The sequence below is a fragment of the Rhizobium sp. ERR 1071 genome (assembly GCF_007828675.1).
Lineage (GTDB): Bacteria > Pseudomonadota > Alphaproteobacteria > Rhizobiales > Rhizobiaceae > Rhizobium > Rhizobium dioscoreae.
The window spans coordinates 343,113-356,723 of record NZ_VITM01000002.1 but is presented as its reverse complement, the minus strand read 5'-3'; the positions used below and the strand labels follow the sequence as shown (position 1 = coordinate 356,723).

General features: G+C 60.9%; 12 protein-coding genes. 5 read left to right on the top strand and 7 right to left on the bottom strand.

Annotated elements, in window-relative coordinates:
- Window positions 1-7: 7 nt before the first annotated feature.
- Window positions 8-385 (bottom strand): hypothetical protein, encoded by a 378-nt coding sequence (locus FBZ99_RS07010; protein WP_069611724.1) that lies wholly within the window; start codon window positions 383-385, stop codon window positions 8-10.
- A gap of 49 nt (window positions 386-434) precedes the next feature.
- On the opposite strand from FBZ99_RS07010, the gene FBZ99_RS07005 reads away from it, so the two are divergent.
- Together FBZ99_RS07005 and rpoH are read left to right on the top strand one after the other, a co-directional pair.
- On the top strand, window positions 435-1,460 hold the full coding sequence (locus FBZ99_RS07005; RefSeq protein WP_145316287.1) for an RluA family pseudouridine synthase: 1,026 nt from the start codon (window positions 435-437) through the stop codon (window positions 1,458-1,460).
- Between the two features lie 366 nt (window positions 1,461-1,826).
- Entirely contained in the window at window positions 1,827-2,735 is a 909-nt protein-coding gene (gene rpoH / locus FBZ99_RS07000) for an RNA polymerase sigma factor RpoH (protein WP_069611726.1), read from the top strand.
- Window positions 2,736-2,816: 81 nt separating this feature from the next.
- Here the strand turns inward: rpoH and FBZ99_RS06995 are convergent, their stop codons facing one another.
- From FBZ99_RS06995 to FBZ99_RS06980, 4 genes are all read right to left on the bottom strand, one after another.
- Window positions 2,817-5,180, bottom strand: coding sequence for a hypothetical protein (locus FBZ99_RS06995; protein WP_145632132.1), 2,364 nt, complete (start codon window positions 5,178-5,180; stop codon window positions 2,817-2,819).
- 61 nt (window positions 5,181-5,241) lie between these two features.
- Entirely contained in the window at window positions 5,242-6,537 is a 1,296-nt protein-coding gene (locus FBZ99_RS06990; RefSeq protein ID WP_069611728.1) for an adenylosuccinate synthase, read from the bottom strand.
- Window positions 6,538-6,741: 204 nt separating this feature from the next.
- Entirely contained in the window at window positions 6,742-7,578 is an 837-nt protein-coding gene (locus tag FBZ99_RS06985) for a class I SAM-dependent methyltransferase (RefSeq protein WP_246661083.1), read from the bottom strand.
- Window positions 7,579-7,729: 151 nt separating this feature from the next.
- Window positions 7,730-8,587, bottom strand: coding sequence for a GNAT family N-acetyltransferase (locus tag FBZ99_RS06980; protein WP_145632130.1), 858 nt, complete (start codon window positions 8,585-8,587; stop codon window positions 7,730-7,732).
- 327 nt (window positions 8,588-8,914) lie between these two features.
- Between FBZ99_RS06980 and FBZ99_RS06975 the strand changes: the two genes are divergently transcribed.
- Genes FBZ99_RS06975 through FBZ99_RS06965 form a run of 3 tightly spaced genes read left to right on the top strand, consistent with a single transcriptional unit; the run spans window position 8,915 to window position 12,034 of the window.
- A complete protein-coding gene (locus FBZ99_RS06975; RefSeq protein ID WP_113395477.1) occupies window positions 8,915-10,237 on the top strand; it encodes a UDP-glucose dehydrogenase family protein in 1,323 nt (440 codons plus the stop codon).
- A gap of 14 nt (window positions 10,238-10,251) precedes the next feature.
- Window positions 10,252-11,256 carry an NAD-dependent epimerase gene (locus FBZ99_RS06970; protein ID WP_113395478.1) on the top strand — a complete coding sequence of 335 codons (1,005 nt, stop codon included), beginning with the start codon at window positions 10,252-10,254 and terminating at the stop codon, window positions 11,254-11,256.
- Window positions 11,257-11,260: 4 nt separating this feature from the next.
- Window positions 11,261-12,034 carry an alpha/beta fold hydrolase gene (locus FBZ99_RS06965; RefSeq protein WP_145632128.1) on the top strand — a complete coding sequence of 258 codons (774 nt, stop codon included), beginning with the start codon at window positions 11,261-11,263 and terminating at the stop codon, window positions 12,032-12,034.
- 74 nt (window positions 12,035-12,108) lie between these two features.
- On the opposite strand, the gene rutF is transcribed toward FBZ99_RS06965, so the two are convergent.
- Together rutF and FBZ99_RS06955 are read right to left on the bottom strand one after the other, a co-directional pair.
- Window positions 12,109-12,648: an NADH-dependent FMN reductase RutF gene (rutF, locus tag FBZ99_RS06960; RefSeq protein WP_113395480.1), complete on the bottom strand. Its 540-nt coding sequence runs from the start codon at window positions 12,646-12,648 to the stop codon at window positions 12,109-12,111.
- A 181-nt stretch (window positions 12,649-12,829) separates the two neighbouring features.
- Entirely contained in the window at window positions 12,830-13,558 is a 729-nt protein-coding gene (locus tag FBZ99_RS06955) for a class I SAM-dependent methyltransferase (RefSeq protein ID WP_113351619.1), read from the bottom strand.
- Window positions 13,559-13,611: the final 53 nt, after the last annotated feature.

Below are 13,611 nucleotides of genomic sequence, written 5' to 3'. Positions count from 1 at the left end.
CATGCCGTCAGTTGGACAGCGATATGGTCGCCACGATGCGGCCGATACCGTAATCGAAGACGATAGCCTGACGCTGGCCGCCGGCAAGCGTGCCATAGAACAGCACCTGATTGCCCGAGAGCGCCGTGGATTGGACGGTAAATCCCGCGGGCAGCAATGCCGTCACGGCGACCGGGGCATCGGACGGAATGCTGGAAGCCGTCTGACCTGCGGGCTTGGCCGCTGGCTTCATCGTCTTGTAGACAACGGCGCCGAACACGGCCATAAGGCTCACCACCATGACGGCCGCGGAGACGATCTGCAGGCGGATCATCTTGCGTCGGACTTTCTCCAGGGCCGGATCGAGGGGCTTTTCCTCTTGATCGTCTGGCTCGAGATTCGTCATCGATGCGTCCTTGCTTCCAGTAGAGCGCTTTGTGCGCCGGAGAATATGTTTGAGCGACCCCTTTAAAGAAGCCGCGGACAATAGAAAAGTCCTAACCGCCGATGAAAATGCCGAAGGACGGCTGGATTCATGGCTGACGGCCGAGATCGGCGAGGAATTTTCCCGCAGCCGCGTGCAAGGACTCATCAAGGATGGCGCCGTTACGCTGAAGGGCGCAGCGGTAACAGACGCCAAGCGCAAGGTGCGCCCCGGCGACGTCTATGAGATCATGTTGCCCGAACCGGAAGATCCGACGCCTCAGGGCGAGGATATTCCGCTCGACGTGCTTTACGAGGACGACGATGTCATCGTCATCTCCAAGCCGGCCGGACTGGTCGTTCATCCCGCCGCCGGCAATTGGACCGGAACCCTGGTCAATGCCCTGATCCACCATTGCGGCAACAGCCTTTCCGGTATCGGCGGCGTTCGCCGCCCAGGCATCGTGCACCGGCTGGACAAGGATACGACCGGTGTCATGGTCGTCGCCAAGAACGATGTGGCTCACCGGCATCTCTCCCTGCAATTTGCCGATCATGGCCGCACGACCTCTCTGGAGCGCGCCTATCAGGCGATCGTCTGGGGGCGTCCCCGCCAGCTTGTCGGCACGATCGATGCCCCTCTCGGCCGATCGAGCAGCGACCGCACGCGCCGCGCCGTCAAGCGTCCGGATTCGCAGGATGCCGACGAGGCAATCACGCATTACGAGGTGCTGGAGCGTTTTCACGAGACACCGGACGCAACCGCCCTCGCCTCTCTGATCGAATGCCATCTGGAAACCGGCCGAACGCATCAGATCCGCGTGCACATGGCGCATATCGGCCACCCGCTGCTGGGCGACGCCGTTTACGGCGGCGGCTTCAAGACCAAGGCCAATCTCCTGCCGGAAGCCGCAAAACAGGCCGTCCATCGTTTCACGCGCCAGGCACTGCATGCCTATATGCTGCAATTCGAGCATCCCCGCACCGGCGAAATCATGCGTTTCGAGGCGCCTTTGCCTGAGGATATGGAAGAATTGGCGGCGGCGCTCAGGGAATAGGCGCCGAACATCACAATGACTGGACGCCTGCCGCCTCCCGCCCTATAATATCGTGTATGAAGGACCGAAGTCCGAGCGCCTGTGCTGGCCGAAAACGCGACCGCGTTTGGGAGGTCGATATGGCCGCGCCACATGGCACCGGACAATTCGGGAGGGTAATCCCAAGGGCAATATTCCGGCGAGACCTGCGGTCACGCCGATATAACACTTGCGTGACCGCATCCTTGAATCACCGTTTCGCCGTACTTATCTTTACATTGGTTAAGTGCGGGGTCGCAGGACCCGTACGCCTTGGTCCGCTTCGCAGAAGGCGCGCAAAATACGCCCCCAGAAGGAACCAAATCTCGAATAGGAGGGTGCACAATCATGGCCCGTAATACCTTACCGTCCATCGCTGCCGGAGAAGCCGGCCTCAATCGTTATCTCGACGAGATCCGCAAGTTCCCCATGCTGGAACCGCAGGAAGAGTACATGCTCGCCAAGCGCTATGCGGAACATGCCGACCGTCAGGCGGCCCACAAGCTCGTTACCAGCCATCTGCGCCTCGTGGCGAAGATCGCCATGGGTTACCGCGGCTATGGCCTGCCGATCGGCGAAGTCGTCTCGGAAGGCAATGTCGGCCTCATGCAGGCTGTAAAGAAGTTCGACCCGGAACGTGGTTTCCGTTTAGCAACATATGCCATGTGGTGGATCAAGGCCTCGATCCAGGAATATATCCTGCGCTCGTGGTCGCTCGTAAAGATGGGCACGACCGCCAACCAGAAGCGCTTGTTCTTCAACCTGCGCCGCCTGAAGGGCCGCATCCAGGCCATCGACGACGGCGACCTGAAGCCCGAGCATGTCACCGAGATCGCCACCAAGCTGAACGTTTCGGAAGAAGAAGTCGTTTCGATGAACCGCCGCCTTTCCGGCGACGCTTCGCTGAACGCGCCGATCAAGGCTTCCGAAGGCGATTCCGGCCAGTGGCAGGATTGGCTCGTCGATGACCACGATAGCCAGGAAGACGTGCTGATCGAACAGGATGAGCTCGACACGCGCCGCCGCATGCTGGCGCGCGCCATGGGCGTCCTGAACGACCGCGAACGCCGCATCTTCGAGGCACGCCGCCTCGCCGACGAGCCGGTGACGCTGGAGGACCTGTCGTCCGAATTCGACATCAGCCGCGAACGCGTGCGACAGATCGAGGTTCGCGCCTTCGAAAAGGTGCAGGAAGCCGTTCAGAAGGATGCGCTGGAACGCGCCAAGGCGTTGCGTGTCGTCGAGGCGACCGCTTAACAGCTGCCGCTCAGAAGATTTGACGGATAAAAAAGGCGGGCCTGGAGCCCGCCTTTTGCATATCATCGATGTCCGGTTGGTTTACTGGCCGCTTGAGGCAACGCCGCCGAGAGCCTGCCACTCCGCAATCGCCTTGTTGAAGGCATCCGTACCGGTCGGCCCCTTTTCCATGGTCAGAAGCGCGCGACGGCCATTGCGATAGACCACCGGAATATCGATCCAGTTGCGGCTCTTCAAAAGATCGAGATTGGTCTTGCGTGCATCCGGGAAATCATTGAGCGCGACCATGTAGACATCGTCGGTCACTTTGGCCGGTACCGCGATCAACGCATCGCCGCGATCCTGCTCGGTCGCCTTCAATGCGACGCGCTGGACGTTATCGATCGCCCCGCCTTCGAAATTCGGCGGCACCTGGAAGGCAAGCTCGATCAGATGGCTCGCCGGAAGCGAGGAGTCCGAATTCCGCGATACCGTGATCGTCGCGGTCAGGCCGCGATCCGGGACTGTGATGAGGCCCTGCACCGAAGGCTCAGGCCGGCCGTCAGACCCCTTGCCTTCCTGCAGCGACCAGATGACCGTGCCCTGGAAAGCCGTGGGCGACGTCTGGCCGAGGCGCTCCTCATAAAGGAAAACCTTCTGCCCATCGGTTGCCGGAGCGGTCTGCTGCGTCACGGGCGGCGGCTGGTTGGCAGTCGCCTGTTGCTGCTGGTTGGCAGCAGGTGCCTGCTGATCCGTCGAGGCGGATGGCGTATTCGGCGCCGCAGTTGCGGGTGCCTGGGTCTGCGGAGCAGCGGTGCCGGCATTGTTGGCGGCCGGCTGCGTTGCCGCGGTGGCAGGTGCTGCAGAGGCAACATTCTGCTCGGCTACGGACTTGCCTTCCACGACGCCGGGCTGCCCGTTCGGAGCCGGCCCTTCGTCCTCTTCCGTGCCATTGGCCAGAAGACGCTGCGTGAACTTCGTATTGACCGTATTCGGGTCGCTGCCCAAAGCCGCAACATCCGTATTGCCGGCGCCTGCCGGCTGCTGAGCGGCCGTGTTGGTCTGCTGCGGCGCAGCCGCCTGCTGGGCGGGAGCTGCAGCTTTGCCGTTGCTCGGTGCATTGCTGCTTGCCGTATCCGAAGTCGCAGGTGTCGCATTCTTCGGAGCGGAACTGACGAGCTTCGTCACCATGTTGTTGAGCGCATCGCGATTCAGCCAGGCTGCATAACCGCCACCTCCGACGACTGCGAGGCCGACGAGCGTGACGATGATGCCGGTGACATTGATACGACGGCGCTTCGGCTCCATGCGGAAGCTGCGGCCCTGTAGCTTCGCTGCCATCGCCTGATCGAGATCGGGCGAAACAGCAGCACCGCCGCCTCGTTCGTCTTCAGCACGCTTGTCGAAACCCGCAAGCTCCTTGAGCTCGCGCCAGCCGTCATTGGCGGCATCGGCCTCGGACGCCGGCTTCCTGGACGGATGCACATCCGCAAAGAGATCGACATCGTCGAAGGCATTTTCCGGCATCTGCCGAGCCGACTGCTGCGCCGGCTTGGGAGCAGCCGGTGCGGGCTGCATTTCCTCGAAAACATCCGCGTCCCAGGCAAAGCCGGTATTGGTGGCTGCCGCCTTCGCATTGACAGGTCCCTCGACGGGCTGACCGAAGGGTGCTTCCGCAAAGGCTGCGGCCGGCATGACCGGCTCGTTGTAGCGGGAGGCGGACGGCTGGGACGCAGCATGGGAAGCCGGAGCATCCACCTCCGCCCAGATCTGCTCAACCTGGCTTATGACATCGTCAGCCGGCAGCGGCACGCGCGGCGCAGGGGCAGGCTCGGCAGTGACTGCCGGTGCCTCTTCTGGCTGGGGCTCGTTGCCATGCCCCTTCGGCTCTTCATGATAAACCGGCTTAGGAGCCGGCTCCTCGTGAACTTCGGCATGGTGTTCGACGCCGGCATGTTCAGCGGCCGGAGCATAGGGCTCCTCTTCGTGATGCGGTTCCCGCCATTCCTCTGCCGGCTGGTGCTCATGCGCATGATCCGGCTCGGCAGGTGCGGCCGGCTCCTCATAGGCATGCTGCCCGTGCTCGGCTTGCGCGACGCCGGGTTCTTCAGGGGCGTGCGCCTCGGCGGGAGCCGGCGCAGGCTCTTCCGCATGTACTTCCTCGGTCGCATGGTGGTCCTGAGCGGACTCCGCAGCGGTCTCTTCGTGCGGCACGGGCGCTTCGGCAACCGGCGGCTCCTCGCCGCCCGGCAGGGCCTCTGCATGTTCGGCCTCGACCTCGACAATCGCTGCCTCAAGCTTGTCGAGCTGGCGGCGCAGCATTTCCTCGGGCGGGCGCGGCTTCATGCTCTCGAGCTGCCGTTGCACGGCACCACGAGCTCGATCGTAAACCTTGACCCGCATCTCGGGAGTATTGTCCGTCAGGCCGTCAACGGCCCGTCGAATAACTGCTACAAAATCCGCCATCAGTACTTTCTCATGATGCCCGGTGTGCAGCCGGGCCGGGATTCGTCATAGATACGCAACTTTAGCCCTCAAAGGGGTCAGTCACAAGTATGGTGTCCTCGCGCTCCGGGCTGGTCGAAAGCAGCGCCACGGGCGCACCGATCAGCTCTTCCACCTGACGCACATATTTGATCGCCTGCGCCGGCAGATCGGCCCACTTACGAGCGCCGACAGTCGATTCTTTCCAGCCTTCGAGCGTGATGTAGATCGGCTCAACGCGGGCCTGCGCTGCCTGGCTTGCCGGCAGGTAATCGATTTCCTTGCCGTCGAGCTTGTAGCCGACGCAGATCTTCAGCTCGTCCAAGCCATCGAGAACGTCGAGCTTGGTGAGCGCAATCCCCGTGATCCCCGAGGTCTTCACCGTCTGGCGCACCAGCACGGCGTCGAACCAACCGCAACGGCGCGGACGGCCGGTATTGACGCCCACTTCGCGGCCGACGGTCGACAGGTGCTTGCCGATCTCGTCATGCAGTTCGCAGGGGAACGGCCCCTCGCCGACGCGGGTCGTATAGGCCTTGGTGATGCCAAGCACATAGCCGAGCGCCGTCGGACCGAGGCCCGAACCGGCGGCCGCCTGGCCGGCAACCGTGTTGGACGAGGTCACGAACGGATAAGTGCCGTGGTCATTGTCCAGCAATGCACCCTGCGCACCTTCGAAGAGGATGCGGGCGCCGGCCTTGCGCTGCTCGTCGAGCAGGCGCCAAACCTGGTCGATATAGGGAAGTATATGCTCAGCAACAGAGCTCAGCTCGTTGTGCAAGGCATCGAAGGAGATTTCATCGACGCCCATGCCGCGGCGCAGCGCATTGTGATGCGTCAGCAGCCGGTCGATCTTGGCCGGCAGCGTTTCCGGCTCGGCAAGGTCGATGACGCGAATGGCGCGGCGACCGACCTTGTCCTCATAGGCCGGGCCGATGCCGCGGCGCGTGGTGCCGATCTTCGTACCGCTATTGGAAGCGGCATCTTCGCGCATGGCATCCAGATCGCGATGCAGCGACAGGATCAAGGGCGCATTCTCGGCGATGCGAAGCACGTCAGGCGTAACGGCAACGCCCTGGGCGCGCAGCTTTTCCACTTCGGCGACGAAGTGATGGGGATCGACCACGACGCCGTTGCCGATGACGCTGAGCTTGCCGCGCACGAGGCCGGAAGGCAAAAGCGCGAGCTTGTAGCTGACGCCATCGACGACAAGCGTATGACCGGCATTATGGCCGCCCTGAAAGCGTACAATCACATCGGCGCGTTCCGAAAGCCAGTCGACAATCTTGCCCTTGCCTTCGTCACCCCATTGCGAGCCGATCACTACAACATTCGTCATTTATCCATTCCCGCTTCCTGCGCGCGGCGGCGCGCCTTGCTCAAACCCGCGCATCTATAAAGCTTTGTTTTTGGGAAAGCGACCCTGTTGTCTCAGGAGATTCGGCTTTTTGCATGACGAATCAGCGCCTCCAACAGGAATTTTCCCGGCCATCGGCCAGACAGGGCCTCCAGATTACCCTTATCTGGCCGATTGCCTTGCCTGTCAAAGGCCCGGCTTGTGAGCGACGACATGGAAATATTCATGCTCTGACGACGCCACCGCACCTATCGGTTTGCCATCGAGATCGAGGAGCAGCCCCGGCATGGCAAAACCGGCATCGGCCAGTTGCGACTGGACCTGCGCCGGCGTCGTCGCATAGACCATGACACCGAAATCATCGGCGCCATGCAGCAGGATCGCATGTTCGCCATCTCGCTCTTCGAGCGGCCTGAGCCGACGCTGGCGCAGCGTGCCGGAAATGCGGCCTTCGACATAGCGCAGGGTTCGCAGACCGAGCCGCACCGGATTGGATGTCCATTCCAGCCGGCGATAGTCGATGCGATGATCAAAGCCGCCCCAGCCGCGATGGAACGTCGAAAAGACGAAAGCACCGCCGGAAACAAGAACGCGCGCCACCTCCTTCAGGATGGCTAGCCTCCCTGCCGCATCGACGGAATCGATGCCGTTATAGCTGAAGACGACCATATCGAAACTGGCATCTCGGAATGCCGAGAGATCGCGTGCATCCCTATGCTCGAACCGAAGGTCTGGATGGTTCTTTCGGCAGAGCGCGACCATCTCCGGCGTGTAATCGATGCCTATGTAGTCGCTGGCGACATCCCGCAAGAGCTGCGCGGTGCGGCCCCCGCCGACACCGATATCAAGAATGCGTCCCCTGCCCGTCTGCGGGGCAGCGATAGCAAAGGCGGCACGCTCGCCTTCGTTGAGATAGCCGCTGCTGCGGCGATAGTCGCGCAAGGCCCAGGGATTACGCCAAGTCTGCCGGTTAATACTTTCCATGACATGGATAGCCGACTCCAACAGAAAATGAACAATCATTGTTCAACTTCCCCTTGGCGCCCCCGCAGGACTTATATAGCGGCTGGGTCGAAGAAGCAGCCGTTAAGGTTGATTAAACCTCCGGCGGGACCGTTATTCGTTTGTTAACGTTAATGTTGCCGCCTGCTCCCAGCAGTCGGACGAGCCAGATCTAGCCGAGCTCGAGCGTGGTGACACCGAACACGCGATCGAGCGGGATTTCCGGTGCCTTGCCGCGATACATGCGCGCCGTCTCGAACACCGGAGAAAGACCGCAATCTTCCGCAAGCATGATCGCCTGGGCATTATCGACCGGCACATCAAGATACACGGGCTGCCCATTGGTCTTGGCAAGCAGCTTGCTCATCAACGCAAGCGCAACCTCCGGCTTGTTGGCGAAAAGCGGACCGATCTTGTAACCCTCGAAACAGCGGCGGATCGTGCCGTAGCCGCGAACCCGGCTGCCACCACCGACGATGAAGGATGCACGCCTTTCGGGAGCACCGCACCAGGCCCGGATGAAGGAATGACGCAGCCCGGGGAAGATTTCCGCATCATAATGCACCAGCGCTTCGAGCTTGCCGTCCACGACCGGCATCACCTGCCTTGCCTGCTGTTCGTCCACCTCAGGCACTTTGGGAATGCCGCCATACCTCAGTGTCCGATAGGCCGTCTCGAAACCGTGCCGCCGGTAGTTTTCCTGCTGCGCGACGACCCCATCCAGCCCGACAATGCGATTGCCGGCAAGCATCATGCCCTTGTTCCAGAGCTGCTTGCCGTATCCCCGCCCACGCAACTCCGGATGCAGTATGTAAAGACCAAGAAAAGCGAAGGCCTCACCATAACGAACGACCGATATACAACCGACAGGCACCTCGCCGATGGCGCCGATCAGAAAACCGGCAGGGTCTGCCTCCCAGAAAGCGGGCGCATCGTCAATACCGGGATTCCAGCCTTCTTGCCGTGCCCATTCCAGAGCAAGCTCCAGCTCGCCAGCCCGCATTGTCCGCACGGCAAAAGTCGATTTCATGCAATAGTCCCGAACCGCCCACTACACCGCCGCCCCTATGGAACGACCGCGCCCAAATTCATCATGTGACAACATGCTGCCAATCACAAGCAATGGGAGGATAAGCTTAAAGTGCAAAGGCTTCGTTTCACTTGGAAAACAAGGCGATCACGCGAATAGGGCGGCAGGAAATCAACCAAGCTTTTGTGACACTTCTGTCGCAATCCTCCTAAACCCAGCATCGCATATAGGCGTCACCTGCGATCCTGTGTATAAGCGCAGACAATCGCCCATGCCGCCTTTGCGTTTTCATGCGAAGCCCGGCGCCAGCAAAAGGATTGAAATTTCATGCGCATCACGATGATCGGCTCGGGTTATGTGGGGCTTGTGTCAGGTGTTTGCTTTGCCGATTTCGGCCATGATGTCATTTGCGTCGACAAGGACACGAGCAAGATCGAGGCATTGCGGCGCGGCGAAATACCGATTTTCGAGCCGGGCCTGGAGCAGCTCGTGGCAGACAATGTCCGCGCCGGACGTCTCTCCTTCACGACGGAAGTGGAGGCGAGCGTTGCTGCAAGCGACGTCGTCTTCATCGCAGTCGGCACCCCTTCGCGGCGCGGCGACGGCCATGCCGACCTCTCCTACGTCTATGCCGCCGCCCGCGAGATCGCCGAGCACGTGAAGGGCTTCACGGTCATCGTCACCAAATCGACCGTACCGGTCGGCACCGGCGACGAAGTGGAGCGCATCGTGCGCGAAACCAATCCGCAAGCAGATGTCGCCATTGTCTCCAATCCGGAATTTCTGCGCGAAGGTGCCGCCATCGAGGACTTCAAGCGTCCCGACCGCATTGTCATCGGCCTCAATGACGAGCGCGCCCGCGGCGTCATGACCGAAGTCTACCGGCCGCTCTACCTCAACCAGGCGCCGCTGCTCTTCACCTCCCGCCGCACGTCCGAGCTGATCAAATACGCGGCCAACGCCTTTCTCGCCATGAAGATCACCTTCATCAACGAGATGGCCGACCTCTGCGAAAAGGTCGGCGCCAATGTGCAAGAGGTCTCGCGCGGCATCGGCCTCGATGGCCGCATCGGCTCGAAGTTCCTGCACGCCGGCCCCGGCTATGGCGGCTCGTGTTTCCCGAAGGATACGCTGGCGCTTGCCAAGACGGCGCAGGATTACGATAGCCCCGTGCGCCTGATCGAAACCACCGTGTCGATCAACGACAACCGCAAGCGCGCTATGGGCCGCAAGGTAATCGCGGCCATGGGCGGCGATATCAGGGGCAAAGCGATCGCGGTCCTCGGCCTGACCTTCAAGCCGAACACCGACGATATGCGCGACAGCCCGGCGATCTCGATCATCCAGACGCTGCAGGATGCCGGCGCCACGGTCACCGGTTACGACCCCGAAGGCATGGACAACGCACGCCTGGTCATCGACAACATTGCCTATGCCGAGGATGCCTACAGCGCCGCGCGCGATGCCGACGCGCTCGTCATCGTGACGGAATGGAACCAGTTCCGCGCGCTGGATTTTGCCCGGCTCAAATCCGTCATGAAGGCGCCTGTTCTCGTCGACCTCAGAAACATCTACCGCCATGACGAGGTCACAAAGCACGGCTTTGCCTATACGAGCGTCGGCAGACCTTCCAGTGACGCAACATTGTAAGTAAGGGCGGGATTATGCGTTATCTCATCACCGGCACTGCCGGCTTCATCGGATTCCACCTTGCCAAGCGCCTGCTCGACGAGGGCCATTTTGTCGTCGGCTTCGACGGGATGACACCCTATTACGATGTTCGGCTCAAGGAGAAGCGCACCGCCATCCTCGCGCGTTCCAACGGTTTCAAGGCCGTAACAGGCATGTTGGAGGACAAGGCAGCGCTGGATCATGCCGCCGAACTCGCCGAGCCCGACGTGATCGTCCACCTCGCCGCCCAGGCGGGTGTCCGCTACAGCCTCGAAAATCCGCGTTCCTACGTCGATTCCAATCTTGTCGGTTCGTTCAACATTCTGGAACTGGCAAGAAACCTGCAGCCGAAGCACCTGCTGTTGGCATCGACCTCTTCCGTCTACGGCGCCAACGAGAAGATCCCCTTTGCCGAAAGCGACAAGGCCGACGAGCAGATGACGATCTATGCGGCGACCAAGAAGAGCATGGAGCTGATGGCGCACAGCTACGCCCATCTCTTCAACGTGCCCACGACCGCTTTCCGCTTCTTCACCGTCTACGGCCCCTGGGGTCGCCCGGACATGGCGCTGTTCAAGTTCGTCGATGCCATCAGGAACGACAGGCCGATCGAGATCTACGGCGAAGGCAAGATGAGCCGTGATTTCACCTATATCGACGATCTCGTCGAAGGCATCGTGCGTCTCATCGGTGTCGTGCCGTCAGAGGAAAACCGGATCGTGTCGGAAACGGTCATCGACACCCTGTCGAAGAATGCCCCTTTCCGGATCGTCAATATCGGCGGCGGCCAGCCCGTCGGGCTGATGACATTCGTCGAGACGATCGAGACGATGCTCAGCAAGAAGGCGATCCGCAAGATGCTGCCCATGCAGCCCGGAGACGTCCACAACACCTATGCCGTGCCGGATCTCCTGGTGGCGCTGACGGGATTCAAGCCGCAGATCGAAGTCGATGAAGGCGTAAAGCGCTTCGTTGAGTGGTATCAGGAAAATTACTGACCAAATGGCAGAGATCGCTGAAACGGACCATTGGATCGAGAGCTCCGGCGAGCGCCTCTATGCCAAATCATGGACGCCAACCGTCCTGAGATCGCAGCAACCGATCATCCTGTTTCACGATTCCCTCGGATGCATCACGCTCTGGCGGGATTTCCCGGAACAACTCGCCCATTCCCTTAGTCGCCGGGTCATCGCCTATGATCGGCTGGGCTTTGGCCGGTCCGATGCTCGCGACGATCTTCTGACGCAGGATTTTATTGCATCGGAGGCCGAGCGTTTCGTACCGCTTCTTTGCGAGCAGTTGTCCATTCGAGACTTCGTCGCCTGCGGGCACAGCGTCGGGGGCGGCATGGCGGTGGAGACGGGGGCAAGATTTGGCGAAAGCTGCCACGCCGTGATCACCATTGCCGCCCAGGCTTTCGTGGAGGAAAAGACCCTTCAGGGTATCCGGATCGCGCAGCAGGAATTCAAATCGGCGGAAACCTTCGCCCGGCTTGCCAAATATCACGGCAGCAAGGCCGAGTGGGTGCTGCACGCCTGGATCGACACCTGGCTTGCTCCCGAACGCGCCGGTTGGGTCCTCGATCCGGCCCTTGAAAAGCTTCATTGTCCGGTGCTCGCCATTCATGGAGACCGCGACGAATATGGCTCCGAAGCCCATCCGCGTCGCATCGCGGCCGGGCGTGGTCCGGTCTATATCATGCCGGATACCGGGCATGTGCCGCACCGAGAGCATCCTGCTCTGGTCTTAAAGGCGATCGAAGACTTTCTGGCATGAACGGTCCTGTTCGCCGCAAGACGACGAAGACCTTGGCGGCGTGGATAATTTCGGAAAAGGCTTGGACAACTAGCCTATTCAGCCGAACCCGCAGGATGATAGGCCCGGTCGAAATAGATAAGCCCCTGTCCCTCGTCACGTTGACGAATAGCATCGACTTCGCAGAGCAGGATGTCATGCGTGCCGCCATCGGCCTGACGGACGATGCGACAATCGAACGAGACAAGAGCATCTTCCAGCACCGGAGCGCCGGTCGAGAGTTCCGACCATGCGGCCGCAGCAAAGCGTTCGGCAACCGGGGTCTTGCCGCCGAAAAGCCGCGACAGATCCTGATGTGCTTCCGACAGGACATTGACACAGAGCACGCCGTTTTGCGTGACGGCAGGATGAACGGAAGCGCCGCGATTGAGGCAGACGAGCAGGGTCGGCGGGCTGTCCGTGACGCTGCAGACGGCGGTCGCCGCGAAGCCGGCAAGCCCGGCCGGACCATTGGTCGTGACGATGTTCACCGCCGCCGCCATCCGCGCCATGGCATTGCGAAACTCGGTGCGCGCAATGTCGGGATCGGCGACAGGCACCGCCTTCTCGATTGCCACGGACGTTTTCATGTTCATCGCACTCTTCCCTAAATCGCGCCGACAGCCTCACATTATCGATGGGGAGGATGCGCCTCAAGAAACGACATTTTGCGGAAGCAGTCCTCTGCGAGCAATTAATTTTCTATAAAATCTATCAACAAAAAGAAAAATAGATCGGCTCAGCCTTCTAGGCCGTCACGGCATGCTGAAGCATGCCTCAGGTCCGGGTGGAGATCAGGAGAAACATCGGCCGCTCGCGCTCGATTGCCCAATCGGGATGCGCGGCGAGGTCGTCATCACTCGGCGACCACTCTTCGACATGGGCGATGATGAAACCGGACTTGATCAGGAGGTTAAGCGTCGTGCCCATCGTGCGATGCTGCTTGATGACGCCCTCGGCGAGCCAGTTCGTCACCCGCGGTCCCTCGATCTGATAGGCATTGAGCGGCCAGATCTTGCCACCCTCGGCATCATCGAGCCATTCCGGCCGTCGCGGCGCCATATAGATTGGATGCTCGATCGAAAAGATCAGACGCCCGTCCGGTTTGAGTGCTTGGCGGATGGTCGCCAAAAGGCCGGCGAAATCCTCGATATAGTGGAAGGCGAGCGAGCTGTAGACCAGATCGAAGCTCGCCTTGGGAAGCTCTAGCCTTTCAAGATCGGCCCGATCGTAGCGAACCCGCGCATCCGCCGTTTCCGTTCGCGCGCGTTCCAGCATTTTTTCCGAGACGTCGAGCCCCAATACGCTGGCCGCTCCCTGCTCGGCCGTCCAACGGCAGAACCATCCGAAACCACAGCCGAGATCCACGACGTCGAGGCCCTTCATGTCCGGCATCAAGGCACGGATCGCCGGCCATTCGGCCGCACCCGCCAACCCGTTGATGGAACGCTGAAGGCGGCTATAGCCCTCGAAGAAGCCCGGATCGTCGTAGATATTTTGTGTCATATTTGTCTTCCATGCCTCTCCGCAACATGCATTGGATCGGCAATATCGATGGC